Source organism: Sulfitobacter sp. PR48 (assembly GCF_028807335.1).
In the GTDB taxonomy this organism is placed as follows: domain Bacteria; phylum Pseudomonadota; class Alphaproteobacteria; order Rhodobacterales; family Rhodobacteraceae; genus Sulfitobacter.
In genome coordinates this window covers 1-19,610 of the sequence record NZ_JARAMM010000010.1, presented here as the reverse complement: position 1 = coordinate 19,610, position 19,610 = coordinate 1, and the positions used below count along the sequence as shown (strand labels likewise).

At 61.3% G+C, this 19,610-nt stretch carries 21 protein-coding genes and 1 pseudogene; 15 read left to right on the top strand and 7 right to left on the bottom strand.

Features of this window, described 5'->3' with window-relative positions; translation table 11 throughout:
* The first annotated feature begins 83 nt into the window (after window positions 1–83).
* Window positions 84–713, top strand: a complete 630-nt coding sequence (locus PVW51_RS14185; protein WP_274575704.1) for a sulfotransferase family 2 domain-containing protein — start codon at window positions 84–86, stop codon at window positions 711–713.
* Between the two features lie 148 nt (window positions 714–861).
* Here PVW51_RS14185 and PVW51_RS14180 read toward each other — a convergent pair whose 3' ends face one another.
* Window positions 862–1,161 (bottom strand): ArsR/SmtB family transcription factor, encoded by a 300-nt coding sequence (locus tag PVW51_RS14180; RefSeq protein ID WP_274575859.1) that lies wholly within the window; start codon window positions 1,159–1,161, stop codon window positions 862–864.
* Between the two features lie 44 nt (window positions 1,162–1,205).
* The gene (locus PVW51_RS14175) at window positions 1,206–1,562 is read right to left on the bottom strand and encodes an ArsR/SmtB family transcription factor (protein WP_274575703.1); all 357 of its coding nucleotides are present in this window, start codon (window positions 1,560–1,562) and stop codon (window positions 1,206–1,208) included.
* A gap of 54 nt (window positions 1,563–1,616) precedes the next feature.
* Between PVW51_RS14175 and PVW51_RS14170 the strand changes: the two genes are divergently transcribed.
* Complete coding sequence (locus PVW51_RS14170; RefSeq protein WP_269367502.1) at window positions 1,617–2,063, top strand: SRPBCC domain-containing protein; 447 nt, start codon at window positions 1,617–1,619, stop codon at window positions 2,061–2,063.
* Between the two features lie 48 nt (window positions 2,064–2,111).
* Here PVW51_RS14170 and PVW51_RS14165 read toward each other — a convergent pair.
* The 4 genes and pseudogenes from PVW51_RS14165 to PVW51_RS14150 all read right to left on the bottom strand — a co-directional run.
* Window positions 2,112–2,252 (bottom strand): annotated as a pseudogene (locus PVW51_RS14165) (IS5/IS1182 family transposase); the annotation flags it as partial.
* A 42-nt stretch (window positions 2,253–2,294) separates the two neighbouring features.
* Window positions 2,295–2,552, bottom strand: coding sequence for a hypothetical protein (locus PVW51_RS14160; protein WP_274575701.1), 258 nt, complete (start codon window positions 2,550–2,552; stop codon window positions 2,295–2,297).
* Window positions 2,553–2,640: 88 nt separating this feature from the next.
* Window positions 2,641–3,612: a ParB/RepB/Spo0J family partition protein gene (locus PVW51_RS14155; RefSeq protein WP_274575700.1), complete on the bottom strand. Its 972-nt coding sequence runs from the start codon at window positions 3,610–3,612 to the stop codon at window positions 2,641–2,643.
* On the bottom strand, window positions 3,609–4,802 hold the full coding sequence (locus PVW51_RS14150) for an AAA family ATPase (protein ID WP_114276624.1): 1,194 nt from the start codon (window positions 4,800–4,802) through the stop codon (window positions 3,609–3,611). The genes PVW51_RS14155 and PVW51_RS14150 overlap by 4 nt, the downstream gene beginning before the upstream one ends.
* Window positions 4,803–5,423: 621 nt before the next feature.
* On the opposite strand from PVW51_RS14150, the gene PVW51_RS14145 reads away from it, so the two are divergent.
* Together PVW51_RS14145 and PVW51_RS24310 are read left to right on the top strand one after the other, a co-directional pair.
* Window positions 5,424–6,458 carry a replication initiation protein gene (locus PVW51_RS14145; RefSeq protein ID WP_274575697.1) on the top strand — a complete coding sequence of 345 codons (1,035 nt, stop codon included), beginning with the start codon at window positions 5,424–5,426 and terminating at the stop codon, window positions 6,456–6,458.
* 1,060 nt (window positions 6,459–7,518) lie between these two features.
* Entirely contained in the window at window positions 7,519–7,773 is a 255-nt protein-coding gene (locus PVW51_RS24310; RefSeq protein WP_443288184.1) for a hypothetical protein, read from the top strand.
* Window positions 7,774–8,184: 411 nt separating this feature from the next.
* Here PVW51_RS24310 and PVW51_RS14135 read toward each other — a convergent pair whose 3' ends face one another.
* Window positions 8,185–9,081, bottom strand: a complete 897-nt coding sequence (locus PVW51_RS14135) for a LysR family transcriptional regulator (protein WP_269367507.1) — start codon at window positions 9,079–9,081, stop codon at window positions 8,185–8,187.
* A gap of 186 nt (window positions 9,082–9,267) precedes the next feature.
* Here PVW51_RS14135 and PVW51_RS14130 point away from each other — a divergent pair, with 186 nt between their 5' ends.
* From PVW51_RS14130 to PVW51_RS14080, 11 genes are all read left to right on the top strand, one after another.
* Window positions 9,268–10,284 (top strand): hydroxyacid dehydrogenase, encoded by a 1,017-nt coding sequence (locus tag PVW51_RS14130; protein ID WP_274575696.1) that lies wholly within the window; start codon window positions 9,268–9,270, stop codon window positions 10,282–10,284.
* Window positions 10,281–10,961 (top strand): RraA family protein, encoded by a 681-nt coding sequence (locus PVW51_RS14125; RefSeq protein WP_274575695.1) that lies wholly within the window; start codon window positions 10,281–10,283, stop codon window positions 10,959–10,961. The genes PVW51_RS14130 and PVW51_RS14125 overlap by 4 nt, the downstream gene beginning before the upstream one ends.
* 27 nt (window positions 10,962–10,988) lie before the next feature.
* On the top strand, window positions 10,989–11,942 hold the full coding sequence (locus PVW51_RS14120) for a Bug family tripartite tricarboxylate transporter substrate binding protein (protein ID WP_269367510.1): 954 nt from the start codon (window positions 10,989–10,991) through the stop codon (window positions 11,940–11,942).
* A gap of 62 nt (window positions 11,943–12,004) precedes the next feature.
* The gene (locus PVW51_RS14115; RefSeq protein WP_274575694.1) at window positions 12,005–12,466 is read left to right on the top strand and encodes a tripartite tricarboxylate transporter TctB family protein; all 462 of its coding nucleotides are present in this window, start codon (window positions 12,005–12,007) and stop codon (window positions 12,464–12,466) included.
* 3 nt (window positions 12,467–12,469) lie between these two features.
* Window positions 12,470–13,963 (top strand): tripartite tricarboxylate transporter permease, encoded by a 1,494-nt coding sequence (locus PVW51_RS14110; RefSeq protein ID WP_274575693.1) that lies wholly within the window; start codon window positions 12,470–12,472, stop codon window positions 13,961–13,963.
* A complete protein-coding gene (locus tag PVW51_RS14105) occupies window positions 13,960–15,000 on the top strand; it encodes an amidohydrolase family protein (protein WP_274575692.1) in 1,041 nt (346 codons plus the stop codon). Before PVW51_RS14110 ends, PVW51_RS14105 begins: the two co-directional genes overlap by 4 nt.
* Window positions 14,997–15,938, top strand: coding sequence for a tripartite tricarboxylate transporter substrate binding protein (locus PVW51_RS14100; protein ID WP_274575690.1), 942 nt, complete (start codon window positions 14,997–14,999; stop codon window positions 15,936–15,938). The genes PVW51_RS14105 and PVW51_RS14100 overlap by 4 nt, the downstream gene beginning before the upstream one ends.
* Window positions 15,939–15,991: 53 nt before the next feature.
* Window positions 15,992–16,960 carry a TRAP transporter substrate-binding protein DctP gene (dctP, locus tag PVW51_RS14095; protein WP_274575689.1) on the top strand — a complete coding sequence of 323 codons (969 nt, stop codon included), beginning with the start codon at window positions 15,992–15,994 and terminating at the stop codon, window positions 16,958–16,960.
* Between the two features lies 1 nt (window position 16,961).
* Window positions 16,962–17,477 (top strand): TRAP transporter small permease, encoded by a 516-nt coding sequence (locus PVW51_RS14090; RefSeq protein WP_274575688.1) that lies wholly within the window; start codon window positions 16,962–16,964, stop codon window positions 17,475–17,477.
* Window positions 17,478–18,770 carry a TRAP transporter large permease gene (locus tag PVW51_RS14085; RefSeq protein ID WP_274575687.1) on the top strand — a complete coding sequence of 431 codons (1,293 nt, stop codon included), beginning with the start codon at window positions 17,478–17,480 and terminating at the stop codon, window positions 18,768–18,770. It abuts the gene before it with no gap.
* Complete coding sequence (locus tag PVW51_RS14080; protein ID WP_274575686.1) at window positions 18,767–19,546, top strand: SMP-30/gluconolactonase/LRE family protein; 780 nt, start codon at window positions 18,767–18,769, stop codon at window positions 19,544–19,546. The genes PVW51_RS14085 and PVW51_RS14080 overlap by 4 nt, the downstream gene beginning before the upstream one ends.
* Window positions 19,547–19,610 lie beyond the last annotated feature (64 nt).

Here is a 19,610-nt window from a genome sequence, read left to right as displayed (position 1 = left end):
AAAGGTTCGGGACATCAGGCAATTGTAGGCGACCCCACCAGGCGCTGATCCCAGGCCCGACGAACACTCAAAGGAGTTTTGCATTGATATTTGTCTCTAGGAAACTGATCTACATCCATGTCCAGAAGACCGGCGGAAATTCCGTGACCACTGCGTTGCTGCCTTTCTCTGACGACCGGATGACGGCGCACAAGTACCAGGATTCTGTCGACAGGTTTGGCCTTTCAGGTGAATTTACAAAGCGTAAGCATGCGCTTTTGTCTGACTACAAGACTGCGCTTGGCTCCACATTCAATGACTACAAAGTCGCTGTGCCAATACGCGACCCGATAGAGAGAGCAATTTCACTTTACTTTTCTCCCCGTCGCTGGATGGTGGAAAAAGACGGCATTTGGGAAAAAACACCTCCGCGATGGGACATTGGCGAGTTCGAAGCGTTCATGAGAAAGTGCTTTACGCTGACTGACTACATTTCAGTTGATGGCAAGGTTCAGATGCCCGATCACGTCATCCGCTTCACGCACCTTGATGAAGACTTCAAAGCACTTTGCGATGAATACGACTTCCAACCCGAAGGGTTGAACTTGCCTAAACTCAACCAATCACCCGCCTCCACGGCGTTGCGCAAATTGGCATTGGATGACCAAAGGACGGTCGATATCATCAAAGACCATTTCGCAGCCGATTTTGACCTGGTTGAACGTTTGCTGTGAAACATGATGGCATCGTCAAGTTATTGGCGATCTTGGCAGTGGAAATACGGACACCGGATCTCAAACAGCTTTCAGTTCATATGTGATGCCGCCCCAGAACCAATGTGGGTCAGCTCTGGATTGACAGTAGAAAGCCGCGGACCGGGCTTTACGGCACCGCATCCAGGCGGTCAAAGTTGGCTTCCGGTCCGCGACGCAGCATCGACAGCCATCCCTCGATTTCTTCAAGAGCGCCATCTGCAAGGCGGCATGGGCGACGGGTGCCGTCTATGCGCCGCGTGATGAGGCCGGATTCTTCAAGAACTTTAATGTGGTGCGAAACAGTCGGCTGGCTCATGGCAAAGGGCCAGGCAATTTCCCCGACCGAAGCCTCGCCTGTCGCCAGACGCGCAATGATTGCCCGGCGCGTCGGGTCGGCAAGGGCCCTGGAAAAACGAGGACGAGGAATGGCGCATGCCCGCTCTGCGGACAGATCGGAGCCGCCACCCTGTTTCAGGCATTGCTCTTTTCGGCAGTCTCCTGCGGTGATGCGTCGATTTTTGCCAGCGCCTCCAGCTCCTCAAGCATCCCGACCGCATGCGCAGCGTATGGGCCGATCCAGCGCTTCTGAACGTCGTGGATCGGAAGGGCGTCGAGGTTGTTCCAGCGTTCCCGGCCGCGCCGTTCGACAACCACCAGCCCGGCTTTCTCCAACACGGAGAGGTGCTGCATCACCGTGCAGCGGTCGATATCTGTCAGCGTTTCGCAAAGGGCACCGGTGGTCTTCGGACCATCCTTGATCAGGTCGAGTATCTGACGTCGCACCCGATGGCCAAGCGCCTTGAACAAGGCGTCAAATTTATCTTCCATTGACATGTTATATTTTTATAACATTAATGACGGAAAGCAAAGAGGATTCGCACCATGGAGTTGAAGTTCACCGTGGCCGGGCGCATCGCCAAACCGGTCGAGGACGTGTTCGAGGCGGTGGTCGCCCCTGAGCGCCTGTCGAATTACTTCACCACGGGCGGGGCGCGGGGCCGGTTGGAAACCGGCGCCGAGGTGACCTGGGACTTCCACGACTTTCCCGGCGCCTTCCCCGTCCTGGTGCAGGAGGTCGTCACCAACAAAAAGATCGTGCTGCAATGGGAGACGGCCAAGGCAACTGCCACCTGGACAACTGTCACCATGGAGTTCAGCCCGCTGGAAGATGGACGCACGCTGGTGCGGATCAGCGAATTCGGCTGGCCCGAGACCGAGGCCGGCCTGACCTCCTGCTTCGGCAATTGCGAAGGATGGACGGGGATGCTTTGCGCCATGAAAGCCTGGCTGGAGCATGGCATCAGGCTGCGGGACGGATTTTACAAGTAGCCCGCACATCAGGAAGGAGTTCCATGACATGGAAGCCGGAAAGAATATTGCCATCAAGGTGTCGTTCCGGGCGCGTGCCGCGGGGCAGTCATCCTTCCATAGTCGCCCGTGCTTGCGGATCGGGATGATTGGAACCGCGTCGTGCTCGATGATGGCCTTGTGGCAGCGACGCGTGTCGTAGGCGCCGCCCCCTGCCCCGCGCCCGACAACCCCAGGGGGCGTCTCCTCGCTTCACGGCTCAATATCCAGATGGCCCAACGCAGCCCCGGATAAATACGCCACAGTTTCAGGGCTTTCCGAACCGCCCCAAGTGACCCGGGCGGGCAGTTGCGGTAGAATATCCAGGTCGCCTCGCAAATCTGCGGGTCTGCGTTTCATGCGACAAGTCCATTTGACGGCGGCGCTTTTCACCAGAATATAGCTGGTAACCGCCCCGCCTTTCAGCCCCCAGTCATGTCCGATAAGCCGCCGCAGGATCATCTTCGGCAATTGCCCGAACCGCCTGACATGCTGTGGGGCTGGAGTGAGATTAAGCTACTGAAAACAAACCGTTTACGCGGATATTGCCAATTGGCAATCAGGATTTTCCGGCTTCATGCGCCTTCATGAAGGCCATCAGAGCCACGCGCAGGTTGTCTCCCTTCAGATCCTTGTCGAACTCAAGCTGGATACGCCGACCCTTGCGGCGCACCTGCACCCCCTGCCCTTCCGGATGCTTCCGATAGACCTCGTCGGCGGCCTGGCGTTCCTTCCTGGGAAGCGCGGCCGCCCGCAAACGCGCCATCACCTTTGCTGTTGGCACATTGGCCTCTTCAGCCGCAATCGCATCGGCTTCCTTCAGCACCGCGTCGCTTTGCTCTGCCGTGGCCATCAGCGGTTTCAGCTGGCGGGCATGCAGTTCCTTGACCTCGCGGATGCTGGGGAAGGCCCTGACAATCCGGTCGTCCAGCTTGGCCAGTTGCAGGTAACGCGACAACCAGCCCGCAGACACCTGCAACCGTTCCGCCATCACATTCTGCCGGCCGCCATAATAGGCCTCTACCGCCTTTGCATAATCGCGCGCGCGCTCCAGATCCGAAATATCCTCCCGGTCCCGGTTCTCGATATCGGCAAGACGAAAGGCCTCCTCATCCGTCAGATCCCGTTCCTCGATCAGATACTCGAACTTGGGATAATTGTTGGCCCGCAGCCAGCACACCGCGAAGTGCCGACGCGCGCCGCAGATCACTTCGTATTCTGCCCCCTGCCCTTCCGCACGGCGGCGCACAATTGCCGGGAATTCCTGCTGTCCCTGGCTGAGAATACCGTCGATCAGATCGCGGCAATTGTCCTCGGTCAGCAGGTCATAGGCCCGGTTATGACCTTCCCACATCACGCATCTGGCCGGGTCCACCAGGCGCAGCACCTTTTCCTGGCGCTGGCCGCCGGCCTGCTCTGCCATCGTGTTCGACCGTTTGAGAAACCGCGCACCGGATCGGTCGCGGGCCGGCGTGTCATCGCCCAGGTCCTTCAATACGTCGTCAAAAACTGCATCATGCCGCTTGCTCACAATATGCCTTCCTTCCTCAATGCCGCGTGATGGCTGGGCCATGTCTTGCGGATCAGGGTTTCAACCTCCCGGCCCACCGCGTCCAGATAGACCCTGCACCGCTTGTGCGTGTCGGTCCGGGTCGCAGCACCGGTCATCTCGTAGACGGTCATCAGATTGGCGGTGGCATTGTCGATCTCGGCGCTGTCTTTCAGCACCGATTGCATCAGGTCATGGGGGAACACCGCCTCCATCACCCGCTTGATCGCCTGATGCGCGCTTTTCTGATCGTTCATCTTGGTCGCAAGAATCTTAACAAAATGATAGCCACGCGCACCGCCGTGTTCAGCCAGCTCGTTCAGGGTGGCGCCCATCATCTTGAGGAAATGCGCGGTAGAGCCGAAATCAATGTTGTTGGGTGGCGCCGGAATCAGCAGCGCATTGGCCGCCCGCAGCACGGAAAGCGAGATCATCCCAAGCGCTGGCGGCGGGTCCAGCAAGATCACATCGAACTGATCCGAAATCGTCTCTATCCCGTGGCGAAGCCGGTCCAGGACAAAGCTTTGCTCGCGCACCATGCGGGCCGCAAATTCATATTCCGCATCATAAAGGCCAAGGTTCGCGGGGATCATCGCGATGCCCGGCCAATAGGTGGCGCGCAGTGCGTAATGCAGGCTGGTTGGCCCGCCGTGGCGGAAGAAGGGATAAAGCGTGTCTTCATCCTCATCAACATCCACATCCGGGTTCAGCCCGAAGATCGAGGTGGTGGACCCCTGACTGTCACAATCAATCACGCAGACGCGGTAACCGCGCAGCGCGAGGTATTGCGCCAGATGCACCACAACGGTTGACTTGCCCACGCCACCCTTGAAGTTCTGCACCGCAAGGACGGTTGCCGGATCTTCCGCCGCGCGGCGGGGCAGGGTGCCGAACACCTCCCGCATCCGGTTCACTTCCTCCAGGCTGTAACCGGTTCTGCGGCCCGTGTTAGGGTCTTTTTCCGGCGTCGGCAGCCTGCCATCACCTTCTGCGTCACGCACCGCCTTTTCCGTGCGCCCGGCCATCTCCGCCGCGGTGCGGACATTGAACCGCACCGAAAGGGCCTTTTGCGCGCCAGGGGCAAAGACCCGTTCACGCAAGCGCCGGATCACCGTGTCGGCGCGGCGGGCAAGGTTGTCTATTTCTTCGAGGGAGACCGGAAAATCCTGCATGGTATATGCGATGCTCTTTGTTATTCTTTGCGAGGAACATGCACCTTCAGGCGCTTCTGCTCAAGTGCGAATATTTCGCTTCTGTGCCGAATAAACCGAACCTTGGCCCAATGTACCGCCAGCACCGGAAGTGCATGAGGCAAACCCGCAAGTTCGGAGATCAGGTCGCTGAACCCCTTCAGCGCGCCCCAAAGGTAAGATTTGGAAGGCTGACGCCGCCAAATGCGCCAAACGAGAATCACCAAATTGAAGAAACCAACCCTATTCTTGATTCTAGGATTCTTATGTTCCGGGCCATGATCACCCTGAAAATCATGCGGATTGCCCCGTATCAGACTACATATCGGGATGGTTTGGATTACATTTCGGGATTGCTGGCCTTACGGATCGGGTGGGTTCACGTTACATATTGGTGGGCTAAATCTTACGTTTCGGGTGTCGCCTTCGGCGGCGAATCGGGGGGCTCTAAAACCCTTGATTTGCAGGCACATGTGATTCGGCTGTGTCTTGCCGACCTGCCGATTGGCTTACATTTCGGGTGGTGTCCCTGGAACCCGCTTCTTGTCAAATTACATTCCTGCCGATACAAATGTAAGAAAAAGAGGTACGGAATCGCGCAGCATGGCCAAGCCAACCAAACCTTACCGCACCGTCGACGCCCGGCCAAGCCGGGAATCGCTGGTCAAACCAGGCGAGCTTGTCGACCTGATCGAGGTGACGCCGCTGACCCTGACGGATCGGCGCATCTATAACCAGCTTCTTGAGAACGCCTGGGAGGCGATCGACAAGCCGGTGTTGCATGTGATCGCAAAGTCGGAGCTGCGCGGGTCGCATAATTCCAACGACCGGGTCGGCGAAAGCATCGAACGCCTGATGGCCGCCATCGTGAAGGTGGAGGCGGTCTGGGAGGGCAAGCCCGCCATCGAGCGGGTGCAGCTGTTGGGCGGCAACCTTGAGATGGCGCGCTCGGACGGGTTGCTGGAATATGAGATTCCGCCACGCCTGCGCAAGATCATCTCTAACTCGACGATTTTTGCCCGGCTTCAGCGCGAGGTCATGTTTGCGCTCAGCTCCAAATACGCGCTGACACTTTATGAGATGGTGCAAAAACGCGGGAACCTGCGCTGGCGCTCCTCCGAGAAATTCACCCTGGACGCGTTGCGCGGGGTGTTGGGGGTGCCGAAGGGCAAGTTGACCTCCTGGTCGAACCTGCGGATGCGCGCGATTGATCCGGCGGTGGAGGAGGTCTCGGCGCTGTCCGACTATATGGTCGAGGTTGCGCCGATCAAGACGGGGCGCAGTGTCACCCATGTGGAGCTGCGCTGGTGGCGCAAGGATGGCGAGGCCACGGGCAAGGTCGAGCGAGCGTTGCAATTCGCCTCGCCGGGCCGCCGCGCCCGTGCCGAGGGGCGGACCGAAGAGGTCGAACCGGCCCCGGCCGCCGCGCCAAAACCCCGGCCCGCATGGCTTGACCGGCAGGGCGCAGCGCTCAAGACGCAGACCTATGAAACCGCCAAGCTGCGGCATCCGGGCTATGACATCTATCACGTCGAAGGAGAGTGGCGCAGCTGGGCGCAGGATAAGGAGCCGGCGGCGGACCCCGACAGAGCGTTCCTGGCGTTCTTTCGCAAGTTTGCCGAAGCCAATCCGATCTAGATTGGTAACCACCTGCATCTATTGAAGAAAACGGATTATTGCCAATTGGCAATTTCGCGGGACAGCGCGGTCGTAGCTTTGCGAAAGGGCAGGGGCTCACAGCGTTGACCCGGATGCCCCGAGGAAGAAGGTCCACTGTGAGATCTGAAGCGAAGGAGGGGCGCGCCACCTCGGGTGCGTTGTGCAGGTTCATATCTAGCTTTACCCCCGCGCCGGCGACCGACAGCGCCGTGTGATCGCGCTTGCCAGAACCTTGCTGGCGCAATTGATATCAGACGACTTGCGACCGTTTATCACAGCTCTGACGCCACCTTTGTTCGGCAATCTCGCAGCCGCCCGTCGTAGGCCCGACCCGCCCAAACAGAAGCTGATCAAGCGAGCCTAGGGGCCGAACGCTATCGCCACTCCGTCGCAATAGCCACTCTCGGGACCACTTGCGTTCCGGTGGTCTGGCTCGGGTCGCGCCGTCGTGGTCTGCCGACGAGATTGCAACAACGTTGACCGTCCCCCAAACGAGGTCTCCTGCCTTCCGTGCGCGTTGTGGCCGAGCTGATACCAGGCCGCGCCGCGATCGATGCACCGCGAAACGTTTTGTGGGATTTGGCCGATCATCCATAACGACCGGCGCGCGTTTGTCCGGGCGTCTGCAAACAGCTGAAGGCCTGAAGAAGATCGTCTTGATTGGTGTTGTCACTTGGCGAGACGGCGGTTGCTGGCCAATTTCATTAGGCACAGGCGGGGCCGCTGTAGATAATGGATATCAGCTACAGCGACACCGGCGTCCATTCCCGATTCTCTCAGGCGAGGGGGTCGCGGCGCTATCGGAAGACGCAGGTTTCTTGGGATCTGTCGACATCTGGCGATGACCTCCATGATTTAATAGTTCTACGACAGCCCCGATATAAAAGACCATTAAGGCAAACTTATTGGACTCAGCGGAGAACAACAGGGCAGGGCGGTTATATGGCCGTAGTCTGGTAGAAAGCGCCGCGTGAGTGTGGCGTTAGGCGAGACATCTGCCCGATCGGATCACACCAACGACCTCGACACTCTATCTCGAATGCCAGCCCGGGTCACCTCCGTGCGTGCTGCAACCCCTGAAGATGTTGTGTTTTTGTCGAGCGCGGTGCTGAACCACTTGCATCTTGTGTTAAGCCGAGTTGACCTCCCCCACGCCGTGTTGCGGAATAGGCGCGCGCGGCGCGCTGCGGTGGCTCGTGTCGGGTTCTCTGGACCGGAAGGCCGGAGCGGGAAGCGGAGTTGCGCGATGTGGTGCATCTATTGCGGCCCGGAATTGACCCGGACCGCCCGGTAAAATCTGCCTCGCCTGGCGACGCATGGCGGCCGCGTTGCGATGATCGCGCAGTCGCTGGCTTCGCTAGATCGGAATTTACGGACCGGAGGGCCGCAAAAGTGCAGAGAACGGGGCAGGGCTCAAGCGCTATATCACCCTGCACGGGCAACCAGAGCCGGAGACGCTCGAACGGGAAGCCGCCGTGCCGAAGAAATGGGTAGCTGCGCTCGACCGGCAGGAGGATTTCATCGAGGAGTTATTGGGCGTTTGATTTATTCTAGTCACGTATCGACCATGCGATTCGTGTTTGATTACTGCCTCATCCGGCCAGTGTTGCATCTGGCGGATATTGTGTGGTCGCGAATCTGCCCGCCATGACCTGAGAAAAACCGTTTTGCCTGTTGTCATTGCGAGACCGTCGTGAACGCGTGGTCAGGATCGGGGCCGACGGTCCACACCGTAGTCTCCGCAGAGGTCCGCCAGGACGGCATGCAGCAGCGCGATGATTTCTGCGCGCGGCGTTGCGGTGCGCTCGACAATGCCGATCTGGCGGACCACCTGCGGGTTGCCGAAGGGCAGGCGGGTCAGGCCCAGATCCTCGGGTTCCTGAAGCGCCACATGCGGCACCACCGAGATCCCCAGGCCTTGCCGCACCCCGGTGACGATGGACCCAATAGTGTCGATCTCGGCGACATCGTGCGTCACGACGCCCAGGCGGGACAGTTCAGTGTCGATCAGATTGGCCAGCGGGACAGCGCTTCGAAAGCGGATATAGGGGCGGGTGTTCAGCAACTGGATTGGATCGTGGGACTTCGTCCCCGGAGGTGCGATCAGCCAGAGCGGTTCGCGCAGGAAGGGGCTCCAGCGCAGGGCGTTCGGAAATCCGACATGTTCGGCGACGATGGCCGCGTCGAGCCTCCCCGCCGCCACATCCGCAATTAGTGTGGACGAGAGCGATACCCGCAGGTTCGGTTTGAGATCCGGATACCGCAGACGCATTTGCACCAGCGCCCGCGGAAGCAGGTTCAGCGCACTTGACCGGACTGACCCCAGCATCAACGTTCCAGCGATCTGATCGCCGCGCAGGCTGGCCTTTGTATCATCTTCACGGCGCAAGATATCTCGTGCCATTTCAACAACCTGAAGACCCTCGGGCGTGATGCGTGGCGGACGGGTGCTGCGGTCAAAGATGGTCACCTGAAGTTCATCCTCCAGGGCATGAACCTGTTGGCTGACCGCCGAAGGCGTCAGGCCGACAACGTCCGCAGCCTGCGCAAAAGTGCCATGCGAATGAATGGCCAAAAGGGTCTTAAGCTGACGGGTGTCCATAATCAAATCCAGTTTTGCTAAATCTAATAACCAGAATTACGCGCTTTTGTGAAGACATTCTTCGTAATAGTGTCACCACCCAAGGAGGATGCCCCCGTCCGGTTGGGAGACCGCTGTGGGCCAATCGACAGAAACGAGACGAAAAGACGTGCTCCGACGCTTCGGAGCGCAATGGAGACGCGCGCGATGAGCAAAACAATCCTCGTAACGGGGCCCGAACTCGATCCGGCCGCTGCCAGACTGGTGACCGATCGCGGGTATAGGACGGTGCACACACCGGCCTATGCCGACAGTGCGGTGATTTCAAACTATCTACAGCAGACCGGCGCCGAGGGCATCGTGTCTCGCATGGGCCGCCTGGACGCCGCCGTGATGGATGCGGCGCCGCAGATCAAGGTGATCTCGAAACATGGAGTCGGTGTCGACAACATCGACATCCAGGCTGCGGCCGAACGTGGCATCCCGGTTCTGGTCGCCACCGGTGCAAACGCAGTCTCGGTGGCCGAGCACGCCATTGCCTTGCTGCTGGCGACGGTCAAGCGGGTCCTGCCTCTGGATGCGGGGCTGCGGGCCGGTCGTTGGGAAAAGCCGGGGTTCTCGGGGCGCGAGATTGCAGGGTCGACACTTGGTCTGATGGGCATGGGAGCGATTGCACAGGCGACAGGCCGCATCGCCAAGGGGCTGGGGCTGACGCTTGCGGGTTTTGACCCCTATGCACCGGACAGCATTTTCGACGAACTGGGCGTGACCCGCTATGCCAGCTTCGAGGACATGTTGGCACAGACCAATATCCTTTCCCTGCATTGCCCGCTGACGGACCAGACACGCGGTATCCTGAACTCTGACGCGTTCGCGCGTATGCCCGCCAACGGCTACGTCATCAACACGGCACGCGGCGGGCTGATCGACGAACCCGCGCTGGTGGCAGCGATCCGGTCCGGACATCTGGCCGGGGCCGGCCTTGATACATTCGCGGTCGAACCCCCCGCGGCGGACCATCCCTTCTTTGCACTGCCCGAAATCGTGCTGACTCCGCACATCGGCGGCGTCACCCGCGAAGCAGGTGCGCGCGTAGGCGTCGATGCGGTGCGCGGCATTTTCCAGGTCCTCGACGGCCAACCCGTCGCCCCAGAACGTATCATCAACCGAAAATTGCTGGCCGCCACGCAGGCCGAGCCGGCCAATATGGAGAAGCAGCAATGACCACGGGATTCCGTATTCTCAATCGCGACCGCACCGCACCGGCGGACCTCGTCGCCGAATTTGCCAAGCTGCCGGTGGCCAATGTGTCCGACAGCATGTCACGCATGACCGCCGCCGGATCGCGGCTGCGCCCGATGCACAGCTCGGGTGGCATGGCAGGCGTGGCGTTGACGGTAAAGGCCCGCCCAGGTGACAACCTGATGCTGCATGCGGCCATCGACCGCGCCGTACCCGGCGACGTCATTGTCGTGGACGCAGGCGGCGCGCTGGACAACGCGTTGATGGGCGAGCTGATGTTGGCCTATGCGATCAAGAAGGGGGTCGTCGGGTTTGTCATCGACGGCGCGATCCGCGATCTGGACAACTTCCGCGAAACCAATCTGCCCACATGGGCGGCGGGTGTCACCCATCGCGGCCCTTACAAGGACGGACCCGGCGAACTCAATGTGCCCATCGCCATCGACGGCATGGTGATCCACCCCGGCGACATCATCATCGGCGACAGCGACGGTGTTCTCTGCGTACCCATCGACCAGGCCGAGACGATCCTGAAGGCGACACAGGCGAAATCCGACGCCGAAATCAAGCAGATGGCCGCAATCGAGGCCGGCACGAATGACCGCAGCTGGGTCGACCGCGCCCTCAAGGAACGCGGCTGCGCACTGCCAACAGACTGAAACACATGCATGAAACGGAGGAGTAACATGCTCGACATCTTCAAGAAAACCGCCATAGCGAGCGCGATGTGCCTCGCGGCAGGCGCTGCACTGGCCGAATACCCGGAAAAGCCCATCGAGGTGATCGTGGGCTATTCTGCAGGCGGCGGCACCGACGTCATGGCGCGCACGGCGGCCCCCTTTATCGAAAAATATCTGGGCGAAGGTGCGAGCCTCGTGGTCAAGAACATGCCCGGCGCCTCGGGCCAGATCGGCGTGACCGAAGCGGCCCATGCCGCGCCTGACGGCTACACGCTGGGCACCTTTAACCTGCCGGGCATGATGGCCCGCACCATCGACCGCGAGGCGGAGTACGACCGCGACAGCTTCACCTACCTCGCCAATGTGGTGAACGACCCCAACGTCATCGTGACGTCAAAGGGCAGCGGCCTCGATACGCTCGACAAGCTGCTGGAAGAGGCCAGGGCCAATCCCGGCGCGATCACGGTCGGCATGTCGAGCCTGGGCGGTGACGACCATTTCGCGCTGATCAAGCTGCAAAATACCACGGAAACCGAGTTCACGATCGTGCCGTTCAAGGGGTCCGCCCCTGCACGGACAGCATTGCTGGGCGGGCACGTGGCCATGGGCATCCTGAACATTTCCGAAGTGGCCGAGTTCCAGGACCAACTGAACGTGCTGGGCGTTGCGACCAGGGAGCGTTCGCCCTTTGCACCGGACCTGCCGACCTTCCAGGAACAGGGCCTCGATCTGGTAAACGGTGCCATGCGCGGCTTTATCGCGCCGGCAGGACTGCCCGAGGATGTGCAGGCCAAACTGATTGATGCCTTTACCCAGATGTCCAGCGATCAGGAGTTCATGGACGCGATGGCCGCAACCGCCAACCCGGTCGAAGTCGTGACCGGCGAAGATTTCAAGCAGCTGACCTCGGATCTCTATGACCTCGCCAACAGCGTATGGGAAACCACCCCCTGGAACTGAGGTCACATGCGTGAGGGGACACCCCCCTCACGCCCATCATCCCTTACATCGAGAGCAAAACCATGCCCGAGAGTCGCAATTCCCGCCTGACCCGGCCCGAGACCTTGACCGCGCTTGGCATCATCGTGGTTGCCGTCGGCTTCCTGATTCCGACTTATGACCTGCGCGCAATTTCCGCGCTGCTGCCAGCCGCCATGCTGGTGGGGCTGATCGTGTTGTCGGTGGTCCTGTTGCTCGCCGACCAGCGCAAGGCCAGTATGGGCGACGAGGCTCAGCAAATGACCAAATCGCCCAAACGGGTCATCGGGGCTTTCATGCTGATCGTCGCCTATGCTCTCGCCACCGACTACATCGGCTTCTACGTCAGCACCGCCGCGACCATCCCGCTGGTTGCGTGGGTTTTCGGCTACCGCAGCCCCGTCGGCCTGCTGATCGCGACAGTGATCGTTGTTGGCACGATCTGGGCAATCTTCGATTTCGGGATGTCTCAGGACTTCCCCACCGGCCGTTTTTGGGGGCGCTGAACCATGTATGCTGATCTTCTTCACGCCCTTCCGGATGTCTTTGCCTGGACGAACTTTGCCGCTGTCGTAATCGGCGTCATCGCAGGCATCGTCGTAGGTGCCATGCCGGGCCTCTCGGCCACCATGGCGATCTCCGTCCTCGTGCCCTTTACCTTCGGACTGGAGCCGCTGGTCGCGCTTGGCCTGATGGCGGGCATCTACAACGGCGCAATGTACGGTGGCGCGATCCCCGCTGTGCTGCTGCGCATCCCCGGCACGCCTGCCGCCGTCGCCACCACCTTTGACGGCTACCCGATGGCGCAGAAGGGCGAGGGCGGCTTTGCCTTGCAGGTCGCCGTCGTCTCCTCCGCCATCGGCGGCATCGCCTCGGCCTTTGCGCTGATGCTTCTGGCGCCGCCGTTGTCCAAGGTGACGCTGCTCTTCGGCCCGTCCGAGGTGTTCTGGGTCGCGGTCTTCGGCCTTGCCTCGATCATCTTCCTGCTGGGCGGCAACCCGATCAAGGGTCTGATCTCGGCCTGTTTCGGGGTTTTCGTTTCGGTCATCGGCTCTGACCCGATCTATGGCAACGATCGGTTTACCTTTGGCCAGTTGGAAATGCTGGACGGCATCAACATCGTGATCCTGCTGGTTGGCCTTTACGCGCTGCCACCGGTGATCGACCTGCTGGAAACGCCGCTCAAGACCGATGGCATCAACAGTTCCAAGCTCGGCACCGAGTCGATCTGGAAGGCGCTGCCGCGCATGAACTACTGGAAGACCTGGATCCGCGGCTCCTTCATCGGCATCTGGATCGGCATCCTGCCCGGCGCGGGCGGCTCGATGGCGGCCTTCATGTCTTACAACGAAGCGCGCCGCACCTCCAAGCACCCGGAAACCTGGGGCGAGGGCGAACCCGAGGGCGTCGCTGCCGCCGAGGTGGCCAACAATGCCGACACCGCCTCGGCGCTGATCCCGGCGCTGACGTTGGGCATCCCCGGCACCGCCGTTGCGGCGGTGATGCTGGGGGGCCTCTTGGTGCATGGTCTGCAACCGGGGCCGATGCTGTTCCGCGACAACCCCGACATCGTCTTCGGCTTCATGTGGCAGTTCCTCTTTGGCGCGATCCTGCTGGTGCTGCTCGGCGGCTCGCTGGCGACCAACTCCTTTGCGCGCCTGCTGAACCTGCCGCGCCCGCTGCTGGGGTCGGTGATCATCGTGCTGATGCTGATCGGGGTCTATTCGATCCATGGCCGGATGTTCGACGTCTACCTGATGCTGGGCTTCGGCGCGATCGGCTGGGTGATGGACCGGCTCAAGTTCCCGCTGCCGCCGGTGGTGCTGGGCCTGATCCTGGGTGGTTTTGCCGAGGAAAACCTGCGCCTTGCCCTGCGGATCGGCCGCGGCGACCCGATGATCCTGTTTCAGAACACCACGAGCCTGATCCTCGTCGTGCTCACCGTCGCGGTGATCATTGGTCCGACGCTGAAAAAGCGTTTTATCGACAGCAGTAAATCGTGACCGCCAGCCCGCACCATAGCATCCGCGAGGATTGGCTCGCCCTGACGCAGGAAGATGTTCTTGCGCCGGGGCAACCCATTTTCGATTGCCATCATCACCTATGGGACCGTGCAGAGGGACGGTATCGGGCAGAGGAGCTGATGGCAGACGTTGGGGCGGGCCATGATGTGCGGGCCAGCCTTTATGTGCAATGCCGGACAGGCTATCGCACGGATGGTCCCGAGGCGCTGCGCCCGGTGGGCGAGGTCGAGATCGTGCTGGACTGGACCCGTGGCCACGACCGTTTCCCGGTCGGCATCATCGCCATGGCCGACCTGCAACTGGGCGACGGCGTGCGCCCGGTGCTGGAGGCGCTGGCCGAGGCGGGGCAGGGCCGGGTCAAGGGCATCCGCAACACCACCGCCTGGCACGCCGATGCGGCGGTCAGGTCCAATCCCAACCCGCCGCCTGACGGCCTTTTGCGGAGCGATGCGTTCCGCGCCGGGGCGCAAGCGGTGGCCGCAGAGGGCCTGAGCCTTGATGTCTGGGCCTACCAGACGCAGCTGGACGAGGTTCGCGCGCTGGCCGAGGCCGTGCCGGAGCTGACCGTCATCGTCGATCATTGTGGCGGGCCGCTGGGTGTCGGGCCGCATGACCGCTTTGACCCCGACAATTTCAATGCCTGGCGCGACGCGCTGGCCCCGGTTGCTGCCCTGCCCAATACGCGGGTCAAGATCGGCGGCTTTGGTCTTTGCGTCTTTGGCTGGCGCTATGCTGACGCGCCCGCGCCGCCGCAGTCTGACACGCTGGCCGCGGATTGGCGGCCCTGGGTCGAAACCTGCATCGACCTCTTCGGCCCCGCCCGCGCGATGTTCGAAAGCAACTTTCCCGTGGACAAGGGACAGGTCGGATATGGCGCGCTGTGGAACACCTTCAAACGCATTGCCGCACCGCTGACCGCCGAAGAACAGCATGCCCTTTTCTGGCGCAGCGCCGCGCGGTCCTACGACATCGACGAACAGATTTTTTCACATGACCTTGGGAGGATACCGTCATGAAGAAAACCCTAACCGCACTTGTGTTGGCCCTGTCGGCCACTGTCGCGCTAGCCGAATACCCGGAAAAACCCATCGAGGTGATCGTCGGCTATTCCGCCGGCGGTGGCACCGACGTGATGGCCCGTACCGTGGCACAGTTTCTGGAGCAGGAACTGGGTGAAGGAGCGTCAGTGGTTGTCAAGAACATGCCCGGCGCCGGTGGCCAGATCGGCTTTACCGAAGTCGCGGGGGCTGCGCCGGATGGTTACACGCTGGGCACCTTCAACCTGCCCGCCGCGCTGGCACTGACCAAGGACCGCACCGCCGACTACGATGCGGACAGTTTCACCTATCTTGCGAATTTCGTAGAGGACCCGAATACGATCACGGTCGCGGCCTCGTCGCCGTTCCAGACGCTGGGCGAATTGCTGGACGCCGCCAAGGCCGATCCGGGTGCGATCACCCTGGGGCTGTCCAGCCTGGGTGGCAACGACCATTTCGGCGCAAACATGATGGCGGCCGCCTCGGGCGCGGAATTCACGCTGGTGCCGTTCAAGGGCGCGTCCAACGCCCGCACCGCGATCATGGGGGGACATGTGGCCGCCGGAACCATGGCACTTGGCCAGACATCGAACTTCCCCGACGAGTTGCGCGTGCTTGCGGTGCTGGCCAACGAGCGTTCGCCGTTCCGCCCGGACGTGCCGACGGCCAAGGAACTGGGCTTTGACGTTCAGATGTCATCGCTGCGCGGCATCGTCGCCCCGGCGGGCATGGACGACGCCACGACCAAGCAGTTGCGCGATGCTCTGACGGCCGTGAACGCGAACCCCGCCTTTCAGGCGATGATGGCCGAACAAGGCAATCCGATCGCCTTCATGGTGGGCGACGATTTCGCCGAAACGGCAGCAAAGCAGGACGGCGTCGCCGCACAGATCTGGGCCGAAACCCCTTGGAAGTAAACAACAACCGGGCGGACAAACCCGGCAATATCAATCAACACTGGAGGAAAATCATGACCATCAAAACCCTTGGCGCCGCGGCGCTGATCGCCGCGTCCACGACACTGGCCCATGCCGACGAGTGGACGGCCTACACCTATTCTTCCGTCTCGACGACCTCTGCGGTCAAGGGGATGAACCGCATCGTGGACCGTGTCGCTGCCGATACCGACCTGACCATCACCCTGCATCTGGGCAAAACCCTGCAAATCGCCTCGGCTGACATCACCCAGGCCGTGGGCGATGGCATCATCGACATGGCGGCGGACTTCTTTTTCTCGGGCTCGGTTCCGCTGGCGCGGGTGCTGAACCTGCCGATGCTGATCGAGAACGACGAGGAATGGGCCAAGGCCTATGCCGCGATCGAACCAAAACTGGTCGAGGCCTTTGCAGAGCAGGGCGTCGTGCTGCTGGGCAGCTATCGCTATCCCGAGCAAACCATCTTTACCACGTTCGAGATAGGCAGCCTTGCCGACCTCCAAGGCCACAAGATCCGCGTGACCTCGCCAGAACAGGGCAAGTTCATCGAGGAATTCGGCGGCGCACCGATCACCCTGTCGGGCTCCGAAGTGCCGACCTCGCTGGAGCGCGGCGTGATCGAGGGCGTGCTGACCGCTTCGGCGGGCGGGGCCAAGAACTGGCACGAATTCCTGCCCTACAACTACCGCTTTGCGGTGAACTACGGCAACTCGATGATCATCGCCAATGCCGACGCCTTTGACGCGCTGTCCGAGGACACGCAGGCCAAGCTGCGCGAAATCGTGGCCGAGGAAGGCCCCAAGACCACGGCCGCCTTCCTCGAAGATGAAGAGGTCCAGAAGGCGGCGCAGTCAAAAGCCGGCATGACGCTGGTTGATGCGGCCGAGGGCGATGCGGCCATGGCGGGCGAAAAGCTGGCACCCTTCTGGGAAACCTGGGCCGCGGAAAACGGACCCGAGTACGTCGAAGCCCTCGCCACCGTGCGCGAAGCAATCGGCAAATAAGATGCAGCTCGACAGCAAAACGGGGCCGGTTTCGGCCGGTCCCCTCTTTGACGGGGTGGCGCGCCTTACCGGCCTTTTGACCGCCACGGTTCTGGTGGCGCTGGTCTCTCTGGTCTGCCTGGAGGCGCTGCTGCGCGGGGGCTTCAACTATTCGCTTGGTTTTGCCGAGGAACTGACCGGCTATGGCGTGGTCTTCATAACCTTTTTCGGTGCGGCGCTGGCTTTGCGTGGTCATGCGATGTTTCAGGTGCATTTCCTGTTGCAACGCTGGCCCGGTGGCGCGCGCCGTTGGCTGGTCCGTGCCTTCGTGCTGATCGCGCTGGTGATCTGCGTGATCCTGGCGTGGAAGACCAAGGATCTGACGCTGTCCTCGTTTTCGCGTGGCAAATTCGCTCCGACGGTCCTGCGCACACCTTTGTGGATACCGCAAATCATGCTGCCACTCGGATTTTCCCTGCTGGCGTTTTTCCTGGTCGAGCAAATGCTGCTGACCTTTCGCAAATCCGGGACAGAATAAATGGAAGCGATCCTTGCCTTCGGCCTTTTGATCGGCCTGATCCTGGGTGGCATGTGGGTGCAATTCGCCGTAGCGGGCGCCGGTCTGACCTACATCTGGCTGCTCAAGGGCTTTGGCGGCTGGAAGGCGCTTGGCCTTGTCAGTTGGGGCGCCGCGAACAGCTTTACCCTCGCCGCAATTCCGCTTTTTGTCCTCATGGCCGAGATCCTGCTCGGCTCGGGCCTGTCGACACGTCTTTACAACGGGGTCGCGCCCTTCATGCGCCGGCTGCCAGGCGGTCTGTTGCACACCAATATCGCGGGCAGTGGCATCTTTGCGGCGATCTCGGGCGGGTCAGCCCCCACCGCTGCCGCCATGTCCACCGTTGCCCTGCCGGAACTCTCGTCGCGCGGCTATAACAAGCGCCTCGTTGCCGGGTCGCTGGCCGCCGGCGGCACGCTGGGCATCCTCATTCCGCCCTCGATCACCATGATCATCTACGCCACCTTTACCGAAACCTCGATCGCGCGGCTGTTTGCCGCCGGTCTGGTTCCGGGGATCGTCCTGGCGCTGTGCTACATGGGTTTCATCATGGCGCGGGTGTTGATCAACCCCAAACTGGCGCCGAAGTCCGAGACAAAGGCCAGTGCCGGCGATCTCGGCCGCGCGCTTCTGGACATCGTGCCCTTCCTGATGCTGATCGTCATCGTTCTGGGCAGCATCTATGGCGGCTATGCCACGCCGACCGAAGCCGGGGCGGTGGGCACCGTCGGCGCCATCCTGATAGCAGCCCTATATCGCAAGCTCAGCCTGAGACTGCTCAGGAACGCACTGTCCCGCACCGCCTTGATGAGCGGCAACATCCTGTTCATCGTCTTCACCTCGATGATCTTCGCCTATGCGACCGCGCTGTCCGGCATCGGTGAGGACCTCGTCGGCATGCTGGAAGAGGCCAATGTCTCGCGCCTGACCTTCCTGCTGATCATCATGGCGGTCTTTGCCATCCTCGGCTGCTTCATGGAGGGCCTTGGCATGATCGCGATCATCGTGCCGGTGATCTTTCCGGCGCTGTTGGCAATGGACGTCGATCCGATCTGGTTCGGCGTCTTTGTGGTGATCCTTGTGGAACTGGGCCAACTGACCCCGCCGCTTGGCGTGATTCTGTTTGTCGTGGCGTCGTCTTCAAAAGAGGTAAAGGTCGAGGACGTGATCATGGGCACCCTGCCCTTCTTCTTCATCATCGTCGCCTTCATGCTGCTTCTTATCGGCGTGCCAGACATCGCCCTGTTCCTGCCGGAGTTCACGTTCGGATGACACATACCTATCCCTTCCCAGAACCGATCGTCATTGATGCCGAGGTTTTCACCGAATTGCCCGCGACGTTACGGCGCACCGGCCAGCCGTCCTATTGGGCGGAGAAGAACCGGCGTGGCGCGCCTGCGGACAGTTTCCTTGAGGGGCCGTCGTTCGACCGCGCGGGCAACCTGTACTTCGTCGATATCCCCTTTGGCCGTGTCTTTCGCGCCGACCCGGCAGGCGAAATCACCCAGATCGCGGAATATGACGGCCAGCCGAACGGGCTGAAGATTCATCGCGACGGGCGGATCTTTCTGGCGGATTACCAGAACGGCATCATGCTGCTGGACCCGGAGACGGGGACGGTGCGCAAGGCACTTGGCGATGCGGATACAGAAAGTTTCAAGGGCTGCAACGACCTGCATTTCGCGAGTGACGGGGCGCTCTATTTCACCGATCAGGGACAGACCGGGTTGCAGGACCCTTCGGGGCGCGTCTGGAAATGGGTGCCCGAGACCGGTGCGCTGACCTGCCTGATCGACAAGGTGCCCAGCCCTAACGGGCTGGTGCTGGATCTGGCCGAACATGTCCTGTTCCTCGCCGTGACGCGGGCCAATGCGGTCTGGCGGCTGCCGATGTCGCCCTCGGGGCGGGTGAACAAGGCGGGGCTGTTCATCCAGTTCTCGGGCGGGCGCGCCGGGCCGGACGGACTGGCGCTCACCTCAAATGGCGGCGTCGTGGTGTGCCAGACCGGCATGGGGCTGGTTTGGGTGTCAATCGGCACGCAAACTTGACCCCCTATCGGCATGCAAAAATAACCCCCTCGGAGCGCTCGGGTAGCTGGCCCGATGCGGTGTA